Source organism: Anaerococcus martiniensis (assembly GCF_043187485.1).
GTDB lineage: Bacteria > Bacillota > Clostridia > Tissierellales > Peptoniphilaceae > Anaerococcus > Anaerococcus martiniensis.
Map to the genome: position 1 here is coordinate 1,227,370 of NZ_CP171106.1, position 25,148 is coordinate 1,252,517.

Sequence of the window (25,148 nt, forward strand, 5' to 3'; positions counted from 1 at the left end):
ATAAAAAAGTCAAGCCTTAATGGTATAGTTAAGAAAAGAGGTAAAGTATGAAACTTAGTGAAAGACAAAAAGAAATCATAAATATTCTACAAACTAGCAAAAATCCAATATCTGGAGAGGCTTTGGGAGATAGGTTTGGAGTATCCAGGCAAATAATTGTAAAAGATATTGGAGTTTTAAAGGCCTTTGGAATAGAAATAATTTCTACAAATAAGGGATACAAAATAGATAATAGTAAAAAACTAACTCGCATTATCGAATCAAAACATGAGGACTCAGCTATAAAAGATGAGTTAAATACAATTGTGGATAATGGTGGAGTGATCATAGATGTATTTATAAATCACCCTGTCTATGGAGTAATCAAAAAAGATTTGAATATCCGCTCCCGTAATGGAGTCAGTAATTTTGTAAAAAACATGACAATATCAACACCCCTTAAAAATTTGACGGATAATGTTCATTACCACACCATAAGTGCAAAAAATAGTGAAAGTTTAGAAAGTATTGAAAAAGCATTAAGGAAAAAAGGCTATTTAAATTAATTTTCCCACTGTATACACAATAAATATTTTTTATGTTATACTTTAGCTAAGAAAAATCTAAGGAGAAGACATGAAAAAATATTTACAAGAGCAGGGAATTAATATTTCAGCTAGGGTCTACTTTATAGATGCCCTAGGTGCTATGGCCTTTGGACTTTTTGCCTCCTTACTTGTAGGGACAATTTTAAATTCAATTGGCAATTCTTTTAATATTTTATTTTTAACAGAACGCATTTGGCCATTGGTAACCCAAGCTACTGGAGCTGCAATTGCAGTTTCGATAGCCTATGCCCTAAAAGCACCAAACTTAGTTTTATTTGCATCGACCATTGTAGGTCTAGGAGCCTATGAATTAGGCGGTCCAGTGGGAGTTTATATTGCAACAATTTTTGGAGTAGAATTTGGAAAGCTAGTCTCAAAACGAACAAAATTAGACATAATCATTACACCTGCAATCACGATTTTAATTGGAGTTTTAGTTGGAGATTTGATAGGACCAGGTGTATCAGCCTTTATGACAGGTCTTGGAAATATTATTATGCGAGCAACAGAACTACAACCATTTTTAATGGGAATTATTGTTTCGGTTTTGGTCGGCATGGCCTTAACTTTGCCAATTTCATCAGCTGCAATTTGCATGATGCTTTCATTATCAGGCCTTGCAGGTGGGGCAGCAACGGTTGGTTGCGCTGCACAAATGATTGGATTTGCAGTTATTTCTTATAAGGATAATGGTCTGGAGGGTTTACTAGCCCAAGGACTAGGTACATCGATGTTTCAAGTGCCAAACATTATCAAAAATCCATGGATATGGATCCCACCAACACTTGCAGGAGCAATTTTAGGACCTATCTCTACTTTAGTTTTTAAAATGGAAAATACTCCCCTAGGATCTGGCATGGGAACAAGTGGCCTTGTAGGGCAAATTTCAACACTAAATGCCATGGCAGATGGCAGAAGTATTTCACTTTTACTGATCCAAATTTTATTTTTACACTTCATCCTGCCAGCTGTTCTTTCTTTTATAATTTATAAGATAATGTATAAGCAAGGATTAATAAAAGATAATGATATGAAAATTAATTTCTAATGGCTAAATATAGCGGTTTTGCTATAAGTTTATGGCAATTTAATAAAAAATAGATATAATTAAGGAAGAAGCATTAAATAAATAATGCTTTTTTCTTTTATAAAGGAGAGTTCAATGGAAAAACAAAGAAATTTTGACCAATTTAAAGTAAACCTTAATGAAGGTTCTTCAGTTGGTAAAGTTATAGCAGTAATGAGTGGTAAGGGTGGAGTAGGAAAATCATCTGTAACCAGCATGCTAGCTAATAAATTAAATAAAAAAGGCTACAAGGTAGCAGTTTTTGATGCCGACATTACAGGTCCATCAATCCCACAAGCTTTTGGCATTGATGAAAGTGTAACCGGTACCAAAGAAGGAATCATGTATCCAGGTGTGACCCGTGATGGAATTAAAATCATATCTGTAAATATGATTTTACCAAATAAAACTGACCCAGTAGTTTGGAGATCATCTATTGTAACTGGTGTTATCAAACAATTCTACACAGACGTAGACTGGGGAGAAATCGACTACATGCTTATCGATATGCCACCGGGAACAAGTGATGTGCCACTTACAGTTTTCCAATCACTACCAATTGATGGGATTGTTGCAGTAGCAACTCCACAAGACTTAGTAGGTATGGTTGTAGAAAAATCATTAAAAATGGCAAAAATGATGGGTAAAAAGGTAATAGGAATAGTAGAAAATATGTCATATTTTAAATGCCCAGATTGTGGATCAGATCACAAAATTTTTGGTGATAGCCATGTTGAAGAAGTAGCAGGCAAATACGATATTCAAACAATTGCAAAACTACCAATCAACCCAGAAATTGCAAGTAAAATTGATGCTGGTCTTGTAGAAGATGTAAACTTAGAAGAGTTAAATCCAATAATCGAGAAAATCGAATCATTATAGGAGGGTTTATGAAAAAAAGACTCTTAGCACTCTTATGTGCCTTAAGTATTTTTGTACCATCGATAGCATTTGCAGCAAATGATGCAAATAAGGATGCTGTAGTATATGGTGCAGCCTTAAATAATGAACAAATTAGTCAAATGAACCAAGCCTTTGGTGTCAACAGCAATGATCCAAACCTAGCTTATAAAACAGCTACTGGAGAGGACCTAGAAAAATATTTAGGATACTATACTGACAACTCAAATATGATTTCATCAGTATATATCAAAAAACTTCCAGAAAATTCTGGTATTAAGGTAAATATAGTAACTCCTGCAAATATCACATCTATTACCCAAGGCCAATACACAAATGCGGCCATTACAGCAGGAATTACAGATGCAGATATTTATGTAGCAAGTCCAAAACCAGTAACAGGTGAGTCAGCCCTAGTTGGTGTTTATGCAGCACTTGCAGATTCTGGAAAAGAAATAGACCCACAAAGAGCAAAGGTTGCCCAAGAAGAGTTAGAAACTGTAAATGAAATTGCAGTAGAAAACAAAGATAAGGCAAATTTTGACCCAGCAGAATTAGATAAGGTTGTAATTGAAGTTAAGCAAAAACTTGCTGAACACAAGGAAGAAACAGGTCAAGCAGCAGATGCAAATCAAATTGCAATTTATATTCAAGATGCCCTAAAAAATGTAAATCTTGAAAATGTTTTAAGTGATAACAACATAAATATTTTGATTAATTTCTTTGATAAATATCAAAATTCATCTGCAATTGATAGCAAGGAAGTAAGAGAAAATCTTATCAAATTTGGAAATGAACTAGCAGATAATGCTGGCAAATTTTACAATGAAAACAAAGAATCTATTGATAATATAGCTAAAGAAGCCCAAGATAGTGGACTTTTGGATTCTATTATTAATTTCTTACAATCAATTGTAAATTCATTTTTAAATATTTTTGCTAATTCATCAAATGAAAACCAATAATTAGATAAAAAAGAGGAGCATATTTGTATGCTCCTTTTTAATATACAATTCTTCTAATAGAGATAGGATTTCTAATAGGTCCTATTATAATGCCGTAGCGTGGGCTTGATGCGTGAATCATATTTCCATTTCCATCTGCCATTCCTACGTGGGTTATATTATTTAAACTAGTTCCAAAAAATACTAAATCACCAGCTTTTTCTTGGCCAAATGGGATTTCTACCCCGTATCTTTGCTGGCTTTGAGCAAAGTGTGGGAGATTGATGCCTATTTGACGGTAGGCTTGCATGGTAAAACCAGAACAATCTATACCACGGACTGGATCAATACCGCCCCAAACATAAGGATTTCCTAAATATTGAGTAGCCCATTTGTAAAGCTTATTGCCAGTTTCAGTACCAGTAACTGGAACCATAACTGAGTTTGGACTTTGATTTTGACTAGTGTTTAAAACTTGATCTTGGTATGTAGTTGTGCTTACATATGAAACTTCTGTTATCTGTCTAACTGCATTTCTAGCTTCTTCTTCACGGGCCAATTGGTCCTTTATAAAAGTATTCATTTCATTATAAGACTCAGTCATATTTTCCAAATCACTAGGGTCTTTTTTTGAAATTGCAAGGTCTTCTAGTTTTACATATCCTTCTTTTATTGTAGGTTCATTGGAAGACCCGCTTTCATCTTCTCCGCTCGGAGTAGTTCTATCCAAAGCTACAGTTTCAGGAGTTTCGTTTTCATTTAAGGTTACTACGCTTGGAATTTCTGGATTTTCATCTCCGAGCGTTACAGTTTTAACCTCAACCTGCTCATTTGTATCTGCTAGATCATAAAGCAGTGAGCTATTTTCAAGCTCTTTTATGTCAATGGTATTTAGTTTTTTATTATCTTTAAAATCTTCATCATAGGAAACTTTTACGAAATCACTGTCAGGGTCAAATTCTAAAATTGTGACCTTAGTTTTTTCTTTTAGTTTTTGATCAGTAAGATTATTTGAATTGCTATCGGCTTTTTCTTTTAGGTTTGTTTCTGCTAAAAGGCTGGTGTGATTTATTTTATAAAACCATTGTTTAGCTACATAAGCTTTTTTGCCTTCAAATTCTATTTCATACCAATCATCAGTTTCACTTTTTATTTCATAAGGTGTAAAGTCCTCAATCCCACCTAGGATTTCGCTATTTACATCCTCTTTTATACGCACATTTACCCCGTCAGTTGTATTTTTGTTTAAAATAATGGAATCTGCTTGGGAAATAGCGGGATTTATAAAAATTTGAGAAAATATCAATGAAGTAATAAAGGCTTTTTGAAATCTTTTTGCCACATTAATCTCCCGTATATATTATTCTAATATAATTCTAAAAGAAATTGATGGCAATGTCAATTTTTAAGGGATATTTGCATATTTTCATAAAAAGAAAATAAAATTTGGGTATATTTTAAAAACGAGGTGGAATTATGTTATATAACAGAGATTTTATTGATGAAAAAATAAAAACGGCTATAAAGTCCAGTGAAAATTTGATTGGAGAAGGAAAACTTGCAAATTACATACCGGAACTAGCTAATGTAGATCCAGATAACTTTGCCCTTAGCATCATGTCAGTGACAGGAGATTGCTTTAATTATGGCAATTACAATTACGAATTTTCCCTCCAATCTATTTCAAAGGTCTTGCTACTAATTATGGCCCTTCACGATAATGACCCGGAAGCAGTATTTGAAAAAGTAGGGACAGAGCCAACCAGATACGAATTTAATTCCCTGGTACCCATAGATGAAAAGGCAGCAAATCCCTTTATAAATGCCGGAGCTATGACAACAAGCTCAATGATTTTGGGCAATGATGTTGATGAAAAATTTGCTAGAATTCTAGAGTATTATCAAAAAATGTCCCAATACGAAAAATCAGCACTTATGAGTGAAGTTTATAAATCAGAAATGGATACAACCGATAGAAACAAGGCCATTGCTTATTATCTTAAAAGCAAGGAAATTTTTACAGATGATCCAGAAAAAGTTTTGGATTTATATATCAGAGCCTGCTCCATTTCTACAAATGTAAGTGCCCTTGCCAGAATGGGGGCGGTCCTTGCAAATAAAGGCATTGATTTAGATAGTCATTACAATTTATTATCCAAATCTGAAGTACAAATTGTAGTCAGCCAAATGGCCACTTGCGGAATGTATGAAAATTCTGGAAAGTATTTAATGAATGTAGGCATTCCATCAAAATCTGGAGTATCTGGCGGAATTTTGGGAGTTGTACCTGGGGTTTGCGGAATAGGAGTCTATTCTCCAAGGATTGATGCAACTGGAGATAGCGTTCGTGGTAAGGAAATTTTTAATATATTAGGTCAAGAATTGGACTTAAGTATTTTTATTCACTAAAAAAGAGCAGCCATTCTGCTCTTTTAGTTTGCAATTGATTTTTTATATTCATAAGTATTTATGATTAGCATTATGGCATAAATCAAGCTAAATGCTGTAAAGGCTAGGGTAAGTGAATCTGTATTTAAAATATTATTTACTCCCTTAAGAAAAAAGGGAGCAACAAATCCACCAACATTACAACCTATAAAAATTAAATTATTTGCAATCCTAGCATGGGATCCTTTTACAAACCTAGATACTTCTGCAAAAAGATATGGAATACACAGGGATTGGGAAAAGGCAACAATAACCATGCAAAGCAAAAATATATACATATCATTACCAAAAAGAGCCAGGATAAGATTTACGATTACATAAAGGCCAAGGCCAAGTAAAATAGTCTTTTGACGCAAGATACGGTTGATAATACCAAATAAAAATCCAAAAATCATTCCTGACATTGGCAGGATTATCATGTATAAATTTGCATCAACGCCTATACCTTTTTGAATAGTAGCAATAGTTGGAAAACGTACGCTAAGTGCTGTTACATTCATAATCATGACTGCAGCAAAAAATACATAGAAAAATATTTGCCTATTTATAGTAAATTTTCCAAGCTCTGATCTATCCTTTATGTCTACTTCTGGAATTATTTTATTGAAGTATCCCATTATAAAAAAGGCAAAAAAGTAAACTAAAAAGGCATATTTCCAATGGATCTTAATCAAAATACCAGCTATAAATAAAAATACCATTTGGGAAATAAATTCTGTGGAGTTTCTTATACCATGAAGCTTATAAGCCTGATCACCCTCATAGAAAAGATTTATATAATTTGCACTGTGGCCATTAAACAGACCAACTCCAGCACCCATTATCAGACGGCTGATAAAAACTGAAGGATAAGTGGTGTTTATAATTGGCAAAATAGAAGAAATTCCAACTAAAAAAAGCCCAATCAAAACACATTTTTTCATGCCGATTTTCTGAGTGATTTTTTCGCTAAGAAAAATTGTTACAATGGTAGCTATGGATGAAATTGTTATTAAGGATTCTGCATTTGTTATAGAAATCCCAAAGTCCCTTTGCATGAAGACAAGGGTACCTGAGACTACGCTGTTGCTGGCTACATAAAGAGCAATGGTTAGGATTGCTATTTGTATTTTTAAATCTTTTTTCAAAATATTCCCTCAATCATATTTTCTTTTAAAATATGATACCAAATAGAAAGATTTTGGTAAAGATTTATTTTTTATTTGCAATTAAAAAAAACAAAGAAAAACTGAGGAAAATCCTCAGCTTAATAAAATTTATGCTCTTGCATCAACATCGCCATATTTTTCTGGCTCTTCGTCAAATTTTTTGACAGCGTATGAACAAATTGGAAGAATTTTTTTATAATTTCCACGAGCTTGCTCACAGACTTTATCAATTAAATCTTCGGCAATTCCTTGGCCCCTATATTCTTCATCAACAACTGTATGTGTAATTGCCCATGTGCTATCAATTTTTTCTTCTACTTCGCAATAACCAACTTGGTCATCTCCATCAAAAGCTAATGCTTTTAATTGGTCTTCATCAAATCTAATAATCATATTTATCACCTCTTATTATATAAATACCCAGATTTGGGTAAATTAATAATGGAAGCAGAATCTAGTTTAGGAGGTGGATATGAAAAGAGAATATAAATTATGGCCGCTTATTGGTGTTTCGTTAATAGCAATAGTAATTAGTATATTATTAATTTTTTTAAATGATGCTGTTGGGCATAACCCTGTCTCTAATTTGATTTTTACCTTTTTATCAACACTGGTAGCAATTTCGACAAATTATATGATTGCTTATGGTCTTATAAATAATAGGATGGGAGATTTAAAAGATTATTTACATAATATAAAGTACATAACATTTAAAACCATGGGAGTATTTCTCTTATTAGAATTGATTGAGGCAGTCATTGCTTTTTTTGCTGATAGTGATAATACACTTGAATTTTTATATAGGATGTTTACAGAGTCAAGTTTATTAAATGGGGTTGGTCTACTGGTTTACTTACTTATTTTAATCCTATTTTTAATTTTTAAAATTTTTACAAATTACAGATTTTTTGTAGTTGCCCACAGAGACGATTTAACATTTACCCAGCTTATTGGAAAAATTTTCAAAACCGGTAAAGATTTGACTTCTAAGACCATAAAAATATTTATGATATATATTTTCTTACCTGCCGTTTTCATAGGATTATTTTTCCTACCAAACATATTAAGTACCACTGTCTTGGATGTTGGCGGAGTACCGTTACTTTCATTAATTATTGTAATAGCAGCTGGAATTTGGGGATTAATTATTATTATAAAATACTCTGACATATATTTAGATTACATAGAAGATGAATCTACTGGAGTCAAAGAAGAAATATTACCGAAAGAGGAAAAAGTCTAGGAGAAACAATGCAAAGAGATTATAAATTTTCATCAGTATTTATAATACAAGTAATATCTGCCGTTCTTATTTTTTTAATAACTCTATTTTTGGCAGGCAATACTTCAGATAGAGGAGCCTTGGTTCAAACAGGAGGCAATATTTTATTAAATGTTATAATCACAAGTATTATAATTATTTTCCAATTTATTATTGCCAGAGGATTGATTTTTAATAGGATGGGCAGCTTAGGAGAATATTTTGATAATATAAATCATTTAAATTTTAAGGCCTTCTTACTTTGCTTTTTAATTTTATTTATACCATCTATAGTGGTATTTATTTTAGCAGCGGGAGTAGTAGTTTCAATCATGTTTACCCTAGCCAGTGGAGGAATAGGAGAGGCCATAAAAATGGGACTTGGATTTCTTCTTATAGGAGGATTATTTACCCTAATTTATGGAGCCCTTACTAATTATCAATATTTTGTAGTAGCAGATAATCCATACCTAGTTTTTGGAGATCTTTTCAAAAAAACCTTTAAAACTGGTAAGGATTTATTTGGGAAAACCGTATTAACGTATGTAAAATGGTATGTGTTGCCATTAATTATATTTATTTTAATAGTTTATGGAATTTTTTCTTATGGAGAAGGTATGCTTGTTTTTGCTACTATGCTGGTATTGGCTATAACATTTATTCTTTATGTTATTATCTCATCAACATTGGTAATTGGGGAGCTTTCCAACAATTATTTGAATTATAAAGCTCAAACGATAAGCAAAGAAGAAAAAGATTATTAAAACTAGGGGTAATAATAATCTAAAGGAGAGAAAAAAATGGTAAATGAAAAACTTAAAGAATTGATATATAAAGACGAAGAAAAAATAATTGAACAAAGACGCAAACTTCACCAAAATCCAGAATTATCCATGGAAGAAAAACAAAGCAATGACTTTATCAAAAAAGAATTGGAGTCTTATGGACTAGAAGTAAAACAACTTGAACCAACTGGATTAGTTGCAGAAATAAATCCAAATAGTGATGGTAAAACAGTTTTATTGCGTGCTGACTTCGACGCTTTGCCAATCGAGGAAACAAATGATTTTGATTTTAAATCCAAAAATCCAGGCAAATCTCACGCTTGCGGCCACGATGCCCATACTGCCATGCTTTTGGCAGCAACTCGTGCACTTTTGGAAATAAAAGATGAATTAAAGGGTACAGTTAGACTTTTATTTCAACCAGGAGAAGAAACTGGTGATGGAGGAAAGGCAGTTGTAAAACAAGGAGTTACCAAGGATGTGGATAGTGGATTTGCAATTCATATTTTCACAAACATTCCACTTGGATATGCAGCTACTGGATATGACCAAGTAATGGCTGGAAATTACTTTTTTGAAGTAAATTTCAAGGGGAAATCTGCCCACGGATCCACTCCATTTGAAGGTCACGATGCAATTATGATGCTAAATACTTTTATAAATGCTGCTAATGGAGCAGTTGCTAGAAAAGTTGATGCCTTAAATGAGCCAATAGTTTTAAATTATGGTACTATTTCAGGTGGATCGGTTGCAAATGCAGTTGCAAGCCAAGCAAAATTGGTCGGAAGTTTTAGATTTTTCACTAATGAATCTGCTGATAAATTTTTAAATGACCTAAAGGAAATAGCAGAATCATCAGCAAAACTTTATGGGGGAAGTGCAGAATTTACCTTTAATCAAGGAGCAGGTCCGGTTATAAATGAAAAAACTTCTACAGACATAGCTGTAAAAGTTGCCAGAGATTTATTTGGAGAAGGTAAGGTGAAAACTGACATGAAGGTAGCAGGATCCGAAGATTTTGGATTTTTACTATCAGGTTATGAAGATTTTGACGGTATGCCAGGAGCTTATATGTGCATAGGTGCAAAAAATCCAGACGACCCATCTACATTTCCTATCAACCACGCCCAAAATTTCAACCCAGATGAAAGTGTCTTTAAAGATGGGGCATTATTATTAGCCCAATATGCCTACGAATTTTTGAATCAAGATTAGAAATAAAAAAAACAAAGAGGCCTTGTGCCTCTTTTTGTGTTGCAAAATCTAGAAAACGTAATCATCGACATATAAATAAGTTAGGGTATAAAAAGACTAATTGCATAATATATTAATTTGATTTTATAGGCAAGAGTGCTATACTTATTAGGCCTAGGAGGACTTTATGAATATAATAATTTTGGGAGCAGGGAAGGTAGGTTCCCATCTAACAAATGAATTATCTTTGCAAGATCATAATATTTTGGTAATTGATAAAAACAAAGAAGTTTTAAATAGATTATTAGAACAAAATGATGTTATGGCCCTAGTTGGAGATGGCCGTGATGTTGATGTTTTGGAAGAGGCTGACGTTGCTAACTGTGATTTATTTATAGCACTTACCATGAGTGATGATGTAAATTTGATAGCTTCATCTCTAGCAAAATCCCTTGGAGCTAGAAATATTATTATCAGACTCAGGGATCCCAAATATGTAAATCATTTTGACCGTATCCAAGATGTGACCAATTCAAACTTAATCATAAATCCTGAGTACTTGGCAGCAAAAGAAATTCAAAGGTCTATTAAGTATTCCCATGCCAGAAATGTACAGGGTTTTGTGGATGAGAAAGCACTTATGATAGAGATTTCCATCGGTGAGAATTCAAAATTAGCAGGAAAAAGTCTAATGGAGGCAAATTCTTATCTTAGACAATTTGACATTATAATTGGAATTGTAGTTGATAATGGAGAAATCACTATCCCTAAGGGAAACTTTATCATAGAAAGTGGACAAAAAATATATATTATGGGCACAAAAGAGGGGATAGACAAGTTTTACAAGTCAGAAATTCCTGAAAGTGTCAGGATAAAGGACATTTTAATAATAGGAGCTAGTTCCATAACCCTCCAACTAACAGCCTTGCTTTTGGAAAGAAACTTCAATGTAACCATAATTGAAATAAATAAGGAAAAAGCAATGGCAATTCAAGAGCAATTTGGTGATGCTGTTGTTATTAATGCTGATGGTTCAGATCCAGATATTCTAGAGGAAGTACGTATAGATTCTTTTGATGCCCTAGTTTCATTAACAGGAATTGATGAAGAAAATATACTTATAGCCCTAATGGCAGAACATTATGGCATTGAAAAAATAATTGCAAAGGTAAATAGGACAAATCTATTAAAAATTACAGGGATTTTGGATATAGACGCTACCTTTACTCCAAAAACAGCAGCAAGTAATTATATTAATAGGCTAATAAGATCAAAAGAAAATGCCAAGGATCTTTCTACTTTAAATAACTTATATAAACTCGAAGAAGACCAGGTTGAAGTTTTAGAATTTAAAGTAAATGAACATTCAAATTTATTTAATCATAAATTAAAAGATTTAAATGTGAAACCGGATACACTGGTGTCTATTATTGAGCATCATGAATATGGAGGAGCAATCGAAGTTGCAACTGGTAACTCAATGATAGATAGGGGGGATAGAGTATTGATAATTACAAAAAGCAAAAACATCACCCAAATAGATGATATATTGGTATAGTTATGAATTTAAAAATAGTTAACAATGCTATAGGTAGGCTATTACAGGTATTAGCCTTATTAATGCTTGTACCATTAATCGTAGCCTTTATCTATAATGAAACATTAAATGACAAACTAAATTTTATAATACCTATTATAATAGCGGTAATATTAGGATCTGTAATGGTAAAACTTGGATCTGAAAAGGGTCATATCTATACCAGAGAAGCTATGTTTACAACAGCATTTTGCTGGGTGCTTTACTCTGTTATAGGTGCAATTCCACTTTTTTTGACAGAATCAAATTTTCCAAGATTTATAGACGCATTTTTTGAAATGGCAAGTGGATTTACTACTTGCGGGGCATCTGTTGCGGCTGATGTAGAATTATTGCCAAATTCAATCCTATTTTGGAGATCATTTTCACATTTGATTGGGGGAATGGGGATTTTGGTTTTTACCCTTGCAATTTTACCAAAGGCCCATAACGAGTCGACAAATTTGATGCAGGCAGAAGTTCCAGGACCGACTTTTGGCAAAATTATGCCAAGGCTTTCACAAACTGCTAGAGTCTTATATATTATTTACTTATCAATGACTGCGATAACCACAATTTTTCTACTTTTTGGTGGCATGAACTTATTTGATAGTTTGATATTTGCCTTTGGAACAGCTGGAACAGGTGGATTTGCAAATTATGGTCTATCAGTTGGACACTATGATTCTAGATATATAGAAATAGTCCTAGGGATAGCAATGCTTATGTTTGGAATTAACTTTAACTTATATTATTTTGCTATTTTCAAATCCATAAAAGAAAGTTTCAAATCTGAAGAATTGCATTGGTATTTGGGGATTATTGGTCTATCATCCTTACTTATTTTTATAAACATAGCACCAATGTCAGATGATTTGTATTATTCTGGAGTAAACTCGTTTTTTACAGTTTCTTCCATAATTACAACTACAGGCTATGTCACTGCAGATTTTGGGCAATGGCCAATGTTTGCTAGAAATATTTTGATACTACTCATGTTTATAGGTGGTTGTGCAGGATCAACAGGTGGAGGCATAAAAGTTTCTAGAATAGTTATGCTTATAAAATCAGCAATAAATCACATAAAACAAACCATAAATCCAATGAGGGTAACAGTTACTAAGCTTGACCATAAAAAAATTGATGATGAAGTTGAAGAATCAGTTTTAAAATACCTAGTAATTTATATAATTTTATTTATCATTTTTATGCTATTTATAACTTTAGACACCCACGATTTAGAATCAGCCTTTGTAGCGGTTGCCACAACATTTAATAACATTGGACCAGGACTTGGAGTATTAGGACCTATGAATAACTTTATGGATATGTCTTATCTTTCAAAATTTGTCCTAACACTGGCAATGCTATTTGGAAGACTTGAATTGTACCCAATGATATTATTATTTTCACCTGCAACCTACAAAAACCTTAAAAACAAATAAATTGACAAAAATTAGTGGATTTTATACAATGAAAATATAAATAAAATCTCATAGGGAGTTCTAATTTAGGGGCTGAGAGGATGGTAGACCATCGACCTTACCTGATTTGGGTAATGCCAACGTAGGAAAATTAATTTTTGATTTTTAGAATACCCCCTTGTGGTATTCTTTTTTTATAAAATTTTAGGAGGAAAATATGAAAACAGCATTAACAATTGCAGGATCAGATTCATCTGGAGGAGCAGGCATACAAGCTGATTTAAAGGCTATGACCCTTAATGGAGTTTTTGCAATGTCTGCCATAACAGCGCTAACTGCCCAAAACACAACAGGCGTTACAGACATCATGGATGTAAGTCCAGAATTTTTGAAATCTCAATTAGATGCAGTATTTACTGACATTTATCCAGATGCAATCAAAATAGGAATGGTATCTGATAAAGATTTAATCATAGCAATTGCAGAAAAATTAGAAGAATATCAAGCAAAAAACATAGTTCTTGATCCAGTTATGGTTGCAACTAGTGGGTCAAAACTTTTAAAAGATGATGCAATTGATACTTTAAAAGAAAGATTAATTCCTCTATCTGATCTTATTACACCAAATATTCCAGAAGCAGAAATATTAGCTAATATGCAAATCAAAAATGAAATAGATATGGAAGTAGCTGCAGAAAAGATGGCTAATGAACTGGGAGTAAGTGTGCTTGTAAAGGGTGGGCACTCAATAAATGATGCAAATGATGTATTATTTGAAATTGATTCACTAAATATTATATGGATTAATGGAGAACGTATAAAAAACGAAAATACCCATGGAACTGGATGTACGCTTTCATCAGCAATTGCTGCAAATCTTGCAAAAGATAAGAGCCTAGAAAAATCTGTTAGAAATGCGAAAAAATATCTGGAAGGTGCCTTAAATGATGGACTAGATTTAGGAAAAGGCCGTGGACCAATGAACCATGCCTTTGATATAAAAGAAGCCTATAAAATTTGATTTTAGAATTAAGTTTAAATATTAAAATTGCAATGATTGTCACTATCATTTCCATTTGATAAACTAAAAATATAGTTTGACATTTGAAATATTTAACCTTATAATTGGGGTAGTTACAATCTAATAAATTAAAAAAATACATTAAGAACACCTGTGGGGTAAGAACTGGTGGGGCAACTCACATTTAGCCATACTTTAAACTCATTTATATGGTTAAAACTCACAACCACAGGGGGCAAATTGCCAAATCCTGATAATAAACTTCATACCTAGAGGGTTTAAATAATGAGTAAGTAGGTATGATTATAAAATCCTTGTTCAAAATAATGTGCAAGGACTTTTTTTGTCTAATTTTAAAAAAGGAGGAATTATGAAAAAGAAAATTTTATTGATGGGCTTTATTTTACTAATCCTAACATCGTGTTCCAGCAAAGATAAAAATCAAGTTGTTGTTTTTAACGCTGGCGAATACCTGGATATGGATCTGATACCAGAATTTGAAAAAGAAACTGGCATTGATGTAGTATATGAAACTTTTACATCTGATGAGGAAATGTTTATAAAACTTTCCCAATCATCAAACAATTATGATGTGATAGTTCCAAGTGATTATATGGTGGAAAGACTACTTAAAAATGATATGCTTGAAAAAATTGATTTTTCAAATGTTCCTAATTTTAAATACATAGAAGATCAGTACAGGGGATTGCCATTTGATCCTAAGAATGAATACACAGTTCCATATTTCACTTCACATTTTGGCATAGTTTATAATACAGATATTATCAAAGAGCCAATTACAAAATGGGCAGATCTTTGGGATCCAAAATACAAGGGTGAGATTATAATGTATGATTTGCCAAGATTATCAATGTCAGTTGCCTTGCAAAAATTGGGATATTCTATAAATACTCAAGACATGGACCAACTAAGCCAAGCAAAAAATGAACTCCTTAAGCAAAAACCCTTGGTATATGCTTATCTTACAGACGAGGCCCGTGATTTGGTTGTCCAAGGAGATGCTACAATAACTGTTATGTATTCTGGTGATGCACTTTTGATGAGAAACCAAAACACAAATCTAAAATTTGTCATTCCAGAAGAGGGAATGAACCTTCAAGTAGATTCATTGGCTATCCCAAAGGGGGCTAAAAATAAAAAGAATGCTGAAATATTCATAAATTATTTTACAAATCCAGAAATAGCGGCAGCAAATGCAGAATGGATGGAGGGTTTTACTTGCGTTGTTGAAGGTGTTCGTGAACAATTACCTGATTATATTAGATATGCAGAGGAAGCTTATCCAGATTTTTCAAAGCTACCAGAACCTGAAATATTTAAGGATTTGGAAGACTATATGCAAGTTTACAATGATTCTTGGGTGGAAGTCCTAGCAGCTTATTAGGAGGAGATAATGAGCGAAGTTTTACAATTAAGAAATATAGATAAATTTTATGATGAAAAACAAATACTAAAATCTATTAATTTAGATGTAGAAAGAGGCGAGTTTCTTACCCTAATTGGTCCATCTGGTTGTGGGAAAACAACAACATTAAGAATCATAGGCGGATTTGAAAAACCTGATAGTGGAGAAGTGATTTTTGAGGGCAAGGATATATCAAACATTCCACCGAATGAAAGAAATATCAATACAGTTTTTCAAAATTATGCACTCTTTCCTCATTTAAATGTTTTTGATAATGTAGCCTTTGGTTTAAGAATCAAAAAAAACAAGGAAGATGAAATCAAGAAAAAAGTAGAAAAGGCCTTAGACTTAGTCGATCTTGCAAAATATGGCAATAGAGATATTTCAAGATTATCTGGTGGGCAAAAACAAAGGGTTGCTATTGCAAGAGCCTTAGTTAATGAGCCAGAAATAATTTTATTTGATGAACCTCTTGGTGCCCTTGACTTAAAGCTAAGAAAAAGAATGCAAATAGAACTTAAAAATATACAAAAAGAAGTGGGCATCACATTTATCTATGTAACCCACGACCAAGAAGAAGCCCTTTCCATGTCAGATAAAATAGCAGTTATGAATAAGGGAATTATAGAGCAATTTGGAACTCCTCAGTATATTTACGAAGAACCAGTAAATGCCTTTGTTGCAAACTTTTTGGGAGATTCCAATATTTTCCATGGCAAAATGGTCGACCGTTCCAAGGTAAATTTCCTAGGCCATGATTATCCGTGCGTGGATAAGGTAAAACCAGGAAAAAATGTTAGTGTTATGCTTCGCCCTGAGTATTTATATCTGGCTGAAGATGCTAGTTTAAAAGGAAGCGTTCAAAATTCAATGTTTAAGGGGACTTACTATGATATAAGAGTTTGTGGTAAAGATTTTGCCATAAATGTTCACAATCCCGAGGATGTTGCAATTGGAACAAATGTAAGTGTTGCCATAGATCCAGATGCCATCCACGTAATGGAAGAAAGATCAAATCTACATACAAATATTGAGCCTGGGGGGATAAGAGCATGAAAAAATATTTAAATATTTACCTGGTATGGGCTGGAGTTTTCATAATTTTGCCCCTAGTACTGATACTTTTATATTCATTTAACGGGTCAGGCTCTATTGCCTTTGATAATTTTAGCTTTAGTTTAAAAAATTATTCCAGATTTTTTGAACCTATTTATTTAAAAATGCTTGGGATTACCCTTCTTATTTCATTTTTAGCAACTCTAGGTTGCTTAATAATTGGATACCCTGTGGCTTATATTATTTCAAGAATGGATGAGGCAGTAGCATCTTCATTAATTTTTGTTTTTATAATGCCAATGTGGATTAATCTTTTGCTTAGAACCTACGGTTGGATTACTCTTTTAGGTAGAAATGGGGTTTTAAATAGGTTTTTGGGCTCAATGGGGGCTGAGACATTGGGAATAATGTATACTCCAACTGCCGTAATTTTAGGTATGATTTATGAATTTTTGCCATTTATGGTTATACAAATTTATAATGCCCTTAAAAAAGTTGACAAAAATCTGATAGATGCTGCCCTAGATTTGGGAGCAGATATGAAAACAGTTTTTAAAAAAGTAATATTTCCTCTATCATTGCCGGGAGTTTATACTGGTATAATTATGGTTTTTATTCCTGCCATATCTACCTTTGTAGTTTCAAACCTGCTTGGTGGACAAAAAGTATATATGATAGGTAACTTAATTGACCAACAATTTACCTTTACAGGAGATTGGGGATTTGGTTCAGCCACAGCAATTATTCTTATGCTAATTTTATTCCTAGCCTTATTTATCCAAAGAAGATTTGGCCGTGATTTGGAAGGGGATATTGTATGAGAAAATTTTTAGAACGCCTTTATACAATCATAGTTTTTTTGTTTTTGTATGCTCCAATTGTGGTGATGATAGTTTTTTCATTTAATGATAGCAAACTTCGTGGCCGTTGGGTAGGTTTTACAACTGATTGGTATACAGAACTTTTTTCAAATCCTGAGATAATTTCTGCAGTAAAAACAACTTTGATAGTGGCCGTTGTAGCGACTATTGTTGCGACAATTATCGGTACACTTTCAGCAATCGGTATCTCAGAACTACGTGGCAGAAAGAAAAATGCAATCTTAAATATAAATTATCTGCCAGTCTTAAATCCAGATATAATTACAGCCATATCTTTGATGGGTCTTTATGGATTTTTGAAGTTAAATTTGGGCTATTTAACTATGATTTTATCCCATGTTATGTTTTGCATTCCCTATGTAGTTTTGACAGTGCTTCCAGCAGTAGAAGCCATGGATAAAAATATTATAGAAGCTGCCCTAGATCTTGGTGCAACCCCTTCATATGCTGTTAGAAAAGTATTGATACCAAATATCAAAAATGGGATTTTTGCGGGGGCCTTGATTTCTTTTACCCTTTCCTTAGATGATTTTGCAATTTCATACTTTACATCGGGAAATGGGGTTTCAAACCTATCAATGACTATTTATTCCATGGCCCGCAGGGGGATAAATCCATCTATAAATGCACTTTCTACAATAATATTTGTAGTGGTATTTATTTTCTTATTGATTCAAAATAGAAAAGTAATCTTTGGTAAGGAGAAAAATCCAACAACTTTTATGCATTAAATCCTTGACAAGGTCAAGAATTTATAGTAATATATAGCAGTCGACTATGAAGTTTCTTTTATGAAACTTTTCGATCAAATCGCGCTTCCTGTAAGCGATTTTAAAAACAAATGTCAGGACGAGTACAGCCGCCACCTATCAGCTGCGGTGTCTAAATATGATAGGCGAAAATTTTTATAGGAGGAATATTGATGAAATATCAAAAAACTTACACTCCAAGTGCAAGCGACATCGAAAGAAAATGGTATGTTGTTGATGCAGAAGGAGCTGTATTAGGACGTCTTGCTACACAAGTAGCAGCAATTTTAAGAGGAAAACATAAAGCTACATTTACTCCAAATATGGATATGGGAGATTATGTAATTGTTGTTAACGCTGATAAAGTTAGACTTACAGGTAACAAAGAAAACCAAAAAGAATACAAAAGATACTCAGGTTACACAGGTGGTTTAAAAATCACATCTTACAAAGATATGATGAACAAACACCCAGAAAGAATCGTTGAACATGCAGTTATCGGTATGCTTCCACACAACAAACTAGGTCGCCAAATGGCTAAAAAACTTAGAGTTGTAGCAGGCCCTGACCACAATCACGAAGCTCAAATGCCTGAAAAATTGGAATTACAGTAAGGAGACTTAAATGGCAGATACAATTATTCAATCAACAGGACGTAGAAAATCCGCAGTTGCCAGAGTTACAATGAGACCAGGTAGCGGAAATATTGTAGTAAATGGTAGAAATATCGAAGAATATTTTGATTTCGAAACTTTAAGAATCGTTGCAAAATCACCACTTGCACTAACAGAAAATGAAAATAGCTTTGACATCAAAGTAAACGTAAACGGTGGTGGATACAACGGACAAGCAGGAGCTATCAGACACGCTATTGCTAGAGCCCTTCTTGAAGTAAACCCTGATTACAGACAAGCTCTAAAAAGAGCAGGATTTCTTACACGTGACCCACGTAAAAAAGAAAGATACAAACCAGGTCAAAAGAAAGCAAGAAAATCTTCACAATTCTCAAAAAGATAATATTACAGAAATTACAAGCACATATATTATATGTGCTTTTTTTATTTGAAATTTTAAAGGTATAATCATTTTTATGAATAATATAAACTACAATCTAGAAATGGAAAAAATAATAGATAAGAATAGAAAAGAAGGATTAAAACCAAAACTTCTTATGCAAGTATGCTGTGCTCCATGCTCGACAACAGTTATGCATAGGATAAAAGATGATTTTGATATAGACATGTATTTTTACAATCCTATGATATATCCAAGGACAGAATTAGAAAAAAGAAGTGATTATGTTGGTGTCTTGGCCAAAAGAATCGGCATAGATGGCAAAGTAATTGTCCCAGAAAATGATGTAAGAGACTTTTATGATGTAGCAAAAAAAAGAAAAGACTCAGCTGAAGGTGGCGAGGCTTGCTATGATTGCTACAAGCTAAGGCTTAGAGAAACTGCGAAATATGCCAAAGAGCACGGCTATGATTATTTTTGTACAACACTTTCAATTTCTCCATACAAAAATTCTAAATGGATAAATGAAATTGGCAGGGGATTAGAAGAAGAATATGGAGTAAAATACTTATACTCCGACTTTAAAAAACGAAATGGCTACCAAATGTCCATTGAATTATCAAAAAAATATCAATTATACAGGCAATCATACTGCGGTTGCGTATTTTCGTATAATGAAATGAAAAAACACAATGAAGAAATGAAAAATGATGGCACAGGATTATAATCCTGTGTTTTTTTGTAAAAATTGGGTAATTGTATAATAGAAAAAATATGAGGCTTGTTTATGAAAAATGTATCTTTAATCAAAAAAATAGAATATGAAGATGATTTATCAATAACATATCCGGTGACCTTTGTTTTGGAATATGATTTTGATAGATCAAAGGCAAAAAAATTTTTTAATGAAATTAAAGAACAATCATTACTTGCCCACGATAAAATAAATGTGGGCAATAATTCATTTACAGTCGAGATTTCACTAAAGAACATAGGCCAGATTACTAAAATCTTATTAAAAAATAATTTAGATTTTTATGGGGTATATGTTTTATATGACAATTTTTTAGAAATGAAAGAGGTATAAGAAATGAGCAATGTATTAGATTTACTAAATGAACAAATGAACTTTGAATATGAATCAGCTTATATTTATAAAGCAATGAGTGCATATACTGATGACCTAGACCTAGATGGTTTTACAAAATGGTTAGACATTCAGGTAGAAGAAGAAATTATGCATGGTGAAGGCATGAGAAAGTTCCTTCAATCTGTAGGTTACAAACCACACTATAAAGCAATTGCAGAACCAAAAGATGATTACTCCTCAGTACTTGAAGTATTAAAAACAGCCCTAGATCATGAAAAAGAAGTAACTAGAAGAATTATAGAAATTTCAAATGTGGCTCGTGAAGAAGATGCAAGAGTATTTTCATTTATCCAATGGTATATCGATGAGCAAGTAGAAGAAGAAGAAAATTTCACAAAAATGATTACAAGAATGGAAAGAGTTGGAGATGACTGGCACTCAATCTATATGCTTGACCAAGAATTAGGTCAAAGAGGACCAGCGGAATCACCAGATATTCCAAATGTGAATCTATGAAAATAAGGCTTGAAAACTCAATTGCTAGATTAGAAGTAAATACAAATGGCGCCTACATCGATAATTTTGAAGTAAAAGGAAATCCAATATTTTTTCCAAAAGTAATGGTAAAAATTGGAGAACAATTAAAAATTCGCGGTGGTATGCATATTTGTGCTCCTAATTTTGGCTTTGATAATACATTAAAATCCCTTCCCTCTCATGGATTTGGAAGGGATTTGTTGTGGGAAGTTTTGGAGCAGAGGGAAGATTTTATAAAATTATCCCTAGATGGAGTCGATGCTTATAAAGAGGTCAGATTTATTGTAAGCTATAAGCTAGATGGCCCAAATCTATTATTAAATTTAGAAATAGAAAATAATTCTAACGAAGAAAAACTAATTGCTCCAGGTTTTCACCCATATTTTTACGCTGATCATAGGCCGGTTACCATAAATGATAAAAATATAGATAAGGCTGATTTGCCAAAAAGTATTTATGAAAGGGGCCAAAATCAAAAATTTACTATAAATTCTAATGATGTTGAAATCTTAGGCTTAAAAAATATTAATAGATATGTCTTTTGGTCTGATTTTAAGGGAGATTATATTTGTATTGAGCCAACCTATAATGGCAATGCCTTTGAGGATGAAAAAAAAGAAATATATCATTTAAAATCTAAAGAAATTTTTGAAATGGCTTGTGAAATTAAAGTACACTTTTAATATATTTAAAATCTAAGTTAAATATACAATAAAATTGTTGATTTATTTAAAAATGTGGTATAATATTATTAGGATATTGAAATAGGATTTTAACTTATTTCGAAAGGGGAAAGATATGTTAACTACAATTTTTACATTTGCACTAGGTGCTTTTATATTTTCACTAGTCTTTAAAATTATTTTTGCTGTTATTGGCCTAGTAATAAAGATAGTTGGAAAAGCCTTATTATTGCCATTTTTATTAATTGGCGGCATACTTTTCCTACCACTAATTATTTTTGGACTAGGGATTGGACTTATAGTTCAGTTTTTACCAGTAATTTTAGCTGGTGGAGTTATCTATTTGGTCTACAAAAAGTTTTTTAATGATAAAGAGAAATATTGGTACAATTAAAAAGAACTGACTTTATTAGTCAGCTCTTTTTTTTATTTCTTATTAAAGGCGTATTTTTCGATTGCTTCTGCAACTGCACCTTCTTCATTGTTTGATTTTGTTACAAAATCTGCCACTTCTTTTACCTGCAAGTGGGCATTTGCCACTGCTACACCAATACCTGCAGCCTCTATCATTGCTACATCATTATAATTATCACCAATTACTAAAGTATTTTCCATATCTATGTCATAATGGTCGCAAACTTTTCTTAAGGCTGTGGCCTTATTTACATTTTTTGCGTTTATTTCCATATACATATCAGAAGAATAAGCGATTTCACAACTATAATCTGTGATTGCTGCTACATCTACCTCTAATGAATGGAGGAAGTCTATATCATTATTTTTTATTAAGGCCTTTAATATGATTTTATCTTTTAAAAAATCAATATTTGTACCTTGGATTTCCTTAATACAGGTATCATTTGTGTAGGCGTTTGATTTTTCAATTGGGTCTAGATTTATAGCATACTTGCAATCTAAGGTGTATACAAAAAATTCTAAATTATTTTTGTAAGCGTATTCAAAGACGTTTTTGGCATATTCAAATTCTAGTGGCAATGAATCAACTATTTGTCTATCCTCTGCCTTTAGGGTGATTGCACCATTACAACAGATTATAAATCTATCTTCTTTTATGACTCCAGCTTGATCTGGAATTTCATTTAGTTCGTAAGGGCCTCTGCCTGTTGCAAGAATTACTTTCATGCCATTGTCTTCTGCTTTGGCAATTGCTTTTGTATTAATTTCTGGGACATTTTTTAAATTGTCCACCAAAGTTTCATCAATATCAGATGTTATCAGTTTTATCATAAATGCTCCTTATACAAATTATTCCCATTTGAGCAAAATTTATGACAATTATTTATTTTCTCTCAAAAATTCGATTATATCATCTGATTCGTATAGATATTCGCCATCGTGGTATAGGCATGGTATTTGTCTTTTTCCACCATTATCTATTAATTCACGCATTGCTTCGCGGTCTTGGTCTATATTTACAATTTCAATTTCTATATCATTTTCTTTCATAAAATTTTCTACTTTTTGGCAATAAGGGCAAATTGTCCCTACAAATAATTTATAATCATTCATTATTTTTTCTCCTTAAATTTATTTTCATATTATCTTCATTATGGTATATTATACTAATAGTAACAAAATTTTAAAGGTGGTAAGATGAAATCTAAAGTAATGAGTGTCATTAGATTTTTCCTAATTCTTATAATCCTTGCTTGTATTGCGATTTTAGGAAAAAGACTACTAGATTACAGAACTAATGCAAATAATAATAAAGAATTGGCAAATGTGGTTAAAGAAGTTGAGTCAGAAATGCAGCATGAAAGCGATGATAATCCTGATCAAAACTCAAATGTTGACCCATGGGAGCAAAAACACCAACACTATTTAAAAGTAATGGATGCCCTTGCTAAAAAATATAACAATGATGATATAGTTGGATTTATTGAAATTCCAGATGTTGGTATAGCTTATCCAGTTTTACAAGGAGCAGATAATGATTTTTACCTTCGCCGTGGAATAAATAAAGAATATGACATTGCTGGGTCTATATTCATTGACATGAATAATAAACCAGATTTTAACGATGATAATACTGTAATTTATGGTCACCATTTGGAGATAAACTCAATGTTTACTCCACTTGACCAATATAGAAAACAAGAATTTGCAGAAAATCACACAACTATATATCTTGCAACAAAAACAGAATTACGTGAGTACCAAATATTCTCAGCATACGGAATTCCTGCAGACTATGCATACAGGACCCTTTATTTTACAAATAGAGATGATGTTGTTCCTTACTTTAATCAATTAAGAAGCAACTCTGAGGTAGTTATGCCAGATGTAACATTTAAGCCAGATGATCAAATCATCACACTTTCTACCTGCCAATACGATTATGCTGACCAAAGACTAGCTATCCATGCAGTTAGGGTTAAATAATGAGATATATTTTTGAAGAAAAAAACCAAATTGATATAAGTGAAGCTAGTGGGGGATTAGTTTTAAGACACGAATCCTTCAACCCAACCCATATTTTTGAATGTGGCCAATGTTTTAATTTTAATATCGAAGAAGACGGTTCATATACGGCTGTCCACCTAGGAAAAATTATAAATGTCCTTCAAAAAGAAGACCACGTTCTAATTAGAAATATCTCCCTAGATGAGTTTTATGAAGTTTTTTATGATTACTTTGATCTTGGCACTGATTACAGTGAGATAAGAGAAAAATTATCAGAAAATGAAATTTTAAAAACAGCATCAGATTATGGCTATGGAATTAGGATTTTAAATCAAGAGATGTTTGAAACAGTTATTTCATTTATAATTTCAGCAAATAATGGAATCACTAGGATAAAAAATTCTATAAAAATCATTAGTGAAAGATATGGTGACTATATTGGCGAATATATGGGACGCAAATACTATGCATTTCCAAGACCAGAAGTTTTAGCAAAGGTAGACCCTTTAGAACTACGTGAATTTGCCAGAGTTGGTTTTCGTGATGTAAGAATTGTTGAAGCTAGCAAGATGGTTGCTGATGGATATTTAGATTTTGATATTGATCAGACGCTATCAACTGAGGATTTAAAAGAAAAACTAATGCAAATGCCAGGAATTGGTCCAAAGGTTGCTGATTGCATTTTACTTTTTACTTACCATAGAAGAGAAACTTTCCCGGTAGATGTTTGGATAAAACGTGTAATGGAAACTCTTTTTATAGGCCATGAAGTGCCAAAAAAACTGGTGGATGACTATGCAAGAGAATATTTTGGAAAGCTAGCTGGCTATGCCCAACAATATTTATTTTATTACGGTCGTGAAGAAAAAATAGGAAAATAACCTTAAGTATAGCTTAGGGTTATTTTTTTGGAAAAATTTAAAGTTGTATAATA

The 25,148-nt window shown here is 32.6% G+C and carries 29 protein-coding genes; 24 read left to right on the top strand and 5 right to left on the bottom strand.

The genetic code is table 11. The annotated features are described in order from the left end of the window. Positions 1–47: 47 nt before the first annotated feature. From ACF3NF_RS05975 to ACF3NF_RS05990, 4 genes are all read left to right on the top strand, one after another. On the top strand, positions 48–545 hold the full coding sequence (locus tag ACF3NF_RS05975) for a transcription repressor NadR (protein ID WP_394022601.1): 498 nt from the start codon (positions 48–50) through the stop codon (positions 543–545). Positions 546–615: 70 nt separating this feature from the next. Continuing rightward, positions 616–1,635 (top strand): PTS transporter subunit IIC, encoded by a 1,020-nt coding sequence (locus tag ACF3NF_RS05980; RefSeq protein ID WP_394022602.1) that lies wholly within the window; start codon positions 616–618, stop codon positions 1,633–1,635. A 114-nt stretch (positions 1,636–1,749) separates the two neighbouring features. Then, the gene (locus tag ACF3NF_RS05985) at positions 1,750–2,535 is read left to right on the top strand and encodes a P-loop NTPase (RefSeq protein WP_394022603.1); all 786 of its coding nucleotides are present in this window, start codon (positions 1,750–1,752) and stop codon (positions 2,533–2,535) included. 8 nt (positions 2,536–2,543) lie between these two features. Continuing rightward, entirely contained in the window at positions 2,544–3,518 is a 975-nt protein-coding gene (locus ACF3NF_RS05990) for a DUF1002 domain-containing protein (protein WP_394022604.1), read from the top strand. Positions 3,519–3,555: 37 nt separating this feature from the next. Here the strand turns inward: ACF3NF_RS05990 and ACF3NF_RS05995 are convergent, their stop codons facing one another. After that, a complete protein-coding gene (locus ACF3NF_RS05995) occupies positions 3,556–4,839 on the bottom strand; it encodes a C40 family peptidase (protein ID WP_394022605.1) in 1,284 nt (427 codons plus the stop codon). 134 nt (positions 4,840–4,973) lie between these two features. Between ACF3NF_RS05995 and glsA the strand changes: the two genes are divergently transcribed. Next, the gene (gene glsA, locus ACF3NF_RS06000; protein ID WP_394022606.1) at positions 4,974–5,906 is read left to right on the top strand and encodes a glutaminase A; all 933 of its coding nucleotides are present in this window, start codon (positions 4,974–4,976) and stop codon (positions 5,904–5,906) included. A 23-nt stretch (positions 5,907–5,929) separates the two neighbouring features. On the opposite strand, the gene ACF3NF_RS06005 is transcribed toward glsA, so the two are convergent. Together ACF3NF_RS06005 and ACF3NF_RS06010 are read right to left on the bottom strand one after the other, a co-directional pair. Beyond that, positions 5,930–7,072, bottom strand: a complete 1,143-nt coding sequence (locus ACF3NF_RS06005) for an MFS transporter (RefSeq protein ID WP_394022607.1) — start codon at positions 7,070–7,072, stop codon at positions 5,930–5,932. Between the two features lie 129 nt (positions 7,073–7,201). Further along, positions 7,202–7,486, bottom strand: coding sequence for a GNAT family N-acetyltransferase (locus ACF3NF_RS06010; RefSeq protein WP_262121783.1), 285 nt, complete (start codon positions 7,484–7,486; stop codon positions 7,202–7,204). Between the two features lie 79 nt (positions 7,487–7,565). On the opposite strand from ACF3NF_RS06010, the gene ACF3NF_RS06015 reads away from it, so the two are divergent. The 17 genes from ACF3NF_RS06015 to ACF3NF_RS06095 all read left to right on the top strand — a co-directional run bounded on the left by ACF3NF_RS06015 (position 7,566) and on the right by ACF3NF_RS06095 (position 22,184). Further along, positions 7,566–8,336 carry a hypothetical protein gene (locus tag ACF3NF_RS06015; RefSeq protein WP_394022608.1) on the top strand — a complete coding sequence of 257 codons (771 nt, stop codon included), beginning with the start codon at positions 7,566–7,568 and terminating at the stop codon, positions 8,334–8,336. A gap of 8 nt (positions 8,337–8,344) precedes the next feature. Next, positions 8,345–9,118: a hypothetical protein gene (locus ACF3NF_RS06020; protein ID WP_394022609.1), complete on the top strand. Its 774-nt coding sequence runs from the start codon at positions 8,345–8,347 to the stop codon at positions 9,116–9,118. Positions 9,119–9,154: 36 nt separating this feature from the next. Next, positions 9,155–10,354 (top strand): M20 metallopeptidase family protein, encoded by a 1,200-nt coding sequence (locus tag ACF3NF_RS06025; protein ID WP_394022610.1) that lies wholly within the window; start codon positions 9,155–9,157, stop codon positions 10,352–10,354. A 166-nt stretch (positions 10,355–10,520) separates the two neighbouring features. Continuing rightward, a complete protein-coding gene (gene trkA / locus ACF3NF_RS06030; RefSeq protein ID WP_394022611.1) occupies positions 10,521–11,891 on the top strand; it encodes a Trk system potassium transporter TrkA in 1,371 nt (456 codons plus the stop codon). 2 nt (positions 11,892–11,893) lie between these two features. Continuing rightward, positions 11,894–13,354 carry a TrkH family potassium uptake protein gene (locus ACF3NF_RS06035; protein WP_394022612.1) on the top strand — a complete coding sequence of 487 codons (1,461 nt, stop codon included), beginning with the start codon at positions 11,894–11,896 and terminating at the stop codon, positions 13,352–13,354. A 196-nt stretch (positions 13,355–13,550) separates the two neighbouring features. Beyond that, positions 13,551–14,354, top strand: a complete 804-nt coding sequence (gene thiD, locus ACF3NF_RS06040) for a bifunctional hydroxymethylpyrimidine kinase/phosphomethylpyrimidine kinase (RefSeq protein WP_394022613.1) — start codon at positions 13,551–13,553, stop codon at positions 14,352–14,354. A gap of 370 nt (positions 14,355–14,724) precedes the next feature. Then, entirely contained in the window at positions 14,725–15,759 is a 1,035-nt protein-coding gene (locus tag ACF3NF_RS06045; protein WP_394022614.1) for an ABC transporter substrate-binding protein, read from the top strand. Between the two features lie 9 nt (positions 15,760–15,768). Further along, on the top strand, positions 15,769–16,836 hold the full coding sequence (locus ACF3NF_RS06050; protein ID WP_394022615.1) for an ABC transporter ATP-binding protein: 1,068 nt from the start codon (positions 15,769–15,771) through the stop codon (positions 16,834–16,836). Further along, positions 16,833–17,657: an ABC transporter permease gene (locus ACF3NF_RS06055; RefSeq protein WP_262121807.1), complete on the top strand. Its 825-nt coding sequence runs from the start codon at positions 16,833–16,835 to the stop codon at positions 17,655–17,657. The genes ACF3NF_RS06050 and ACF3NF_RS06055 overlap by 4 nt, the downstream gene beginning before the upstream one ends. Next, positions 17,654–18,448: an ABC transporter permease gene (locus tag ACF3NF_RS06060; protein ID WP_394022616.1), complete on the top strand. Its 795-nt coding sequence runs from the start codon at positions 17,654–17,656 to the stop codon at positions 18,446–18,448. Before ACF3NF_RS06055 ends, ACF3NF_RS06060 begins: the two co-directional genes overlap by 4 nt. Positions 18,449–18,639: 191 nt before the next feature. After that, positions 18,640–19,080 carry a 50S ribosomal protein L13 gene (rplM, locus tag ACF3NF_RS06065; protein ID WP_262121812.1) on the top strand — a complete coding sequence of 147 codons (441 nt, stop codon included), beginning with the start codon at positions 18,640–18,642 and terminating at the stop codon, positions 19,078–19,080. 10 nt (positions 19,081–19,090) lie between these two features. Continuing rightward, positions 19,091–19,483: a 30S ribosomal protein S9 gene (rpsI, locus tag ACF3NF_RS06070; RefSeq protein WP_262121815.1), complete on the top strand. Its 393-nt coding sequence runs from the start codon at positions 19,091–19,093 to the stop codon at positions 19,481–19,483. A 73-nt stretch (positions 19,484–19,556) separates the two neighbouring features. Next, on the top strand, positions 19,557–20,207 hold the full coding sequence (locus tag ACF3NF_RS06075) for an epoxyqueuosine reductase QueH (protein ID WP_394022617.1): 651 nt from the start codon (positions 19,557–19,559) through the stop codon (positions 20,205–20,207). A 60-nt stretch (positions 20,208–20,267) separates the two neighbouring features. After that, the gene (locus ACF3NF_RS06080) at positions 20,268–20,567 is read left to right on the top strand and encodes a hypothetical protein (protein ID WP_394022618.1); all 300 of its coding nucleotides are present in this window, start codon (positions 20,268–20,270) and stop codon (positions 20,565–20,567) included. Positions 20,568–20,570: 3 nt separating this feature from the next. Then, the gene (locus tag ACF3NF_RS06085) at positions 20,571–21,086 is read left to right on the top strand and encodes a ferritin (protein ID WP_394022619.1); all 516 of its coding nucleotides are present in this window, start codon (positions 20,571–20,573) and stop codon (positions 21,084–21,086) included. Beyond that, complete coding sequence (locus ACF3NF_RS06090) at positions 21,083–21,790, top strand: aldose epimerase family protein (protein ID WP_394022620.1); 708 nt, start codon at positions 21,083–21,085, stop codon at positions 21,788–21,790. The genes ACF3NF_RS06085 and ACF3NF_RS06090 overlap by 4 nt, the downstream gene beginning before the upstream one ends. Before the next feature lie 115 nt (positions 21,791–21,905). Next, positions 21,906–22,184 (top strand): hypothetical protein, encoded by a 279-nt coding sequence (locus tag ACF3NF_RS06095; RefSeq protein WP_262121827.1) that lies wholly within the window; start codon positions 21,906–21,908, stop codon positions 22,182–22,184. Between the two features lie 32 nt (positions 22,185–22,216). Here the strand turns inward: ACF3NF_RS06095 and ACF3NF_RS06100 are convergent, their stop codons facing one another. Together ACF3NF_RS06100 and ACF3NF_RS06105 are read right to left on the bottom strand one after the other, a co-directional pair. Next, positions 22,217–23,038 carry an HAD family hydrolase gene (locus tag ACF3NF_RS06100; RefSeq protein WP_394022621.1) on the bottom strand — a complete coding sequence of 274 codons (822 nt, stop codon included), beginning with the start codon at positions 23,036–23,038 and terminating at the stop codon, positions 22,217–22,219. A 48-nt stretch (positions 23,039–23,086) separates the two neighbouring features. Further along, entirely contained in the window at positions 23,087–23,320 is a 234-nt protein-coding gene (locus ACF3NF_RS06105) for a glutaredoxin family protein (RefSeq protein ID WP_262121831.1), read from the bottom strand. Between the two features lie 84 nt (positions 23,321–23,404). Between ACF3NF_RS06105 and srtB the strand changes: the two genes are divergently transcribed. Continuing rightward, positions 23,405–24,193 carry a class B sortase gene (gene srtB, locus ACF3NF_RS06110; RefSeq protein ID WP_394022622.1) on the top strand — a complete coding sequence of 263 codons (789 nt, stop codon included), beginning with the start codon at positions 23,405–23,407 and terminating at the stop codon, positions 24,191–24,193. Continuing rightward, positions 24,190–25,095 (top strand): DNA-3-methyladenine glycosylase family protein, encoded by a 906-nt coding sequence (locus ACF3NF_RS06115; protein ID WP_394024446.1) that lies wholly within the window; start codon positions 24,190–24,192, stop codon positions 25,093–25,095. The genes srtB and ACF3NF_RS06115 overlap by 4 nt, the downstream gene beginning before the upstream one ends. Positions 25,096–25,148 lie beyond the last annotated feature (53 nt).

Coding starts and splice junctions, on each gene's coding strand:
- ACF3NF_RS06035 (WP_394022612.1), top strand. CDS start 11,894: ATGAATTTAAAAATAGTTAACAATGCTATAGGTAGGCTATTACAGGTA.
- thiD (WP_394022613.1), top strand. CDS start 13,551: ATGAAAACAGCATTAACAATTGCAGGATCAGATTCATCTGGAGGAGCA.
- ACF3NF_RS06085 (WP_394022619.1), top strand. CDS start 20,571: ATGAGCAATGTATTAGATTTACTAAATGAACAAATGAACTTTGAATAT.
- trkA (WP_394022611.1), top strand. CDS start 10,521: ATGAATATAATAATTTTGGGAGCAGGGAAGGTAGGTTCCCATCTAACA.
- ACF3NF_RS06080 (WP_394022618.1), top strand. CDS start 20,268: ATGAAAAATGTATCTTTAATCAAAAAAATAGAATATGAAGATGATTTA.
- ACF3NF_RS06095 (WP_262121827.1), top strand. CDS start 21,906: ATGTTAACTACAATTTTTACATTTGCACTAGGTGCTTTTATATTTTCA.
- ACF3NF_RS06075 (WP_394022617.1), top strand. CDS start 19,557: ATGAATAATATAAACTACAATCTAGAAATGGAAAAAATAATAGATAAG.
- ACF3NF_RS06055 (WP_262121807.1), top strand. CDS start 16,833: ATGAAAAAATATTTAAATATTTACCTGGTATGGGCTGGAGTTTTCATA.
- rplM (WP_262121812.1), top strand. CDS start 18,640: ATGAAATATCAAAAAACTTACACTCCAAGTGCAAGCGACATCGAAAGA.
- ACF3NF_RS06045 (WP_394022614.1), top strand. CDS start 14,725: ATGAAAAAGAAAATTTTATTGATGGGCTTTATTTTACTAATCCTAACA.
- ACF3NF_RS06100 (WP_394022621.1), bottom strand. CDS start 23,038: ATGATAAAACTGATAACATCTGATATTGATGAAACTTTGGTGGACAAT.
- ACF3NF_RS06050 (WP_394022615.1), top strand. CDS start 15,769: ATGAGCGAAGTTTTACAATTAAGAAATATAGATAAATTTTATGATGAA.
- ACF3NF_RS06090 (WP_394022620.1), top strand. CDS start 21,083: ATGAAAATAAGGCTTGAAAACTCAATTGCTAGATTAGAAGTAAATACA.
- glsA (WP_394022606.1), top strand. CDS start 4,974: ATGTTATATAACAGAGATTTTATTGATGAAAAAATAAAAACGGCTATA.
- ACF3NF_RS06015 (WP_394022608.1), top strand. CDS start 7,566: ATGAAAAGAGAATATAAATTATGGCCGCTTATTGGTGTTTCGTTAATA.
- ACF3NF_RS06105 (WP_262121831.1), bottom strand. CDS start 23,320: ATGAATGATTATAAATTATTTGTAGGGACAATTTGCCCTTATTGCCAA.
- ACF3NF_RS05985 (WP_394022603.1), top strand. CDS start 1,750: ATGGAAAAACAAAGAAATTTTGACCAATTTAAAGTAAACCTTAATGAA.
- ACF3NF_RS05990 (WP_394022604.1), top strand. CDS start 2,544: ATGAAAAAAAGACTCTTAGCACTCTTATGTGCCTTAAGTATTTTTGTA.
- srtB (WP_394022622.1), top strand. CDS start 23,405: ATGAAATCTAAAGTAATGAGTGTCATTAGATTTTTCCTAATTCTTATA.
- rpsI (WP_262121815.1), top strand. CDS start 19,091: ATGGCAGATACAATTATTCAATCAACAGGACGTAGAAAATCCGCAGTT.
- ACF3NF_RS06025 (WP_394022610.1), top strand. CDS start 9,155: ATGGTAAATGAAAAACTTAAAGAATTGATATATAAAGACGAAGAAAAA.
- ACF3NF_RS05975 (WP_394022601.1), top strand. CDS start 48: ATGAAACTTAGTGAAAGACAAAAAGAAATCATAAATATTCTACAAACT.
- ACF3NF_RS06060 (WP_394022616.1), top strand. CDS start 17,654: ATGAGAAAATTTTTAGAACGCCTTTATACAATCATAGTTTTTTTGTTT.
- ACF3NF_RS06020 (WP_394022609.1), top strand. CDS start 8,345: ATGCAAAGAGATTATAAATTTTCATCAGTATTTATAATACAAGTAATA.
- ACF3NF_RS05980 (WP_394022602.1), top strand. CDS start 616: ATGAAAAAATATTTACAAGAGCAGGGAATTAATATTTCAGCTAGGGTC.
- ACF3NF_RS06010 (WP_262121783.1), bottom strand. CDS start 7,486: ATGATTATTAGATTTGATGAAGACCAATTAAAAGCATTAGCTTTTGAT.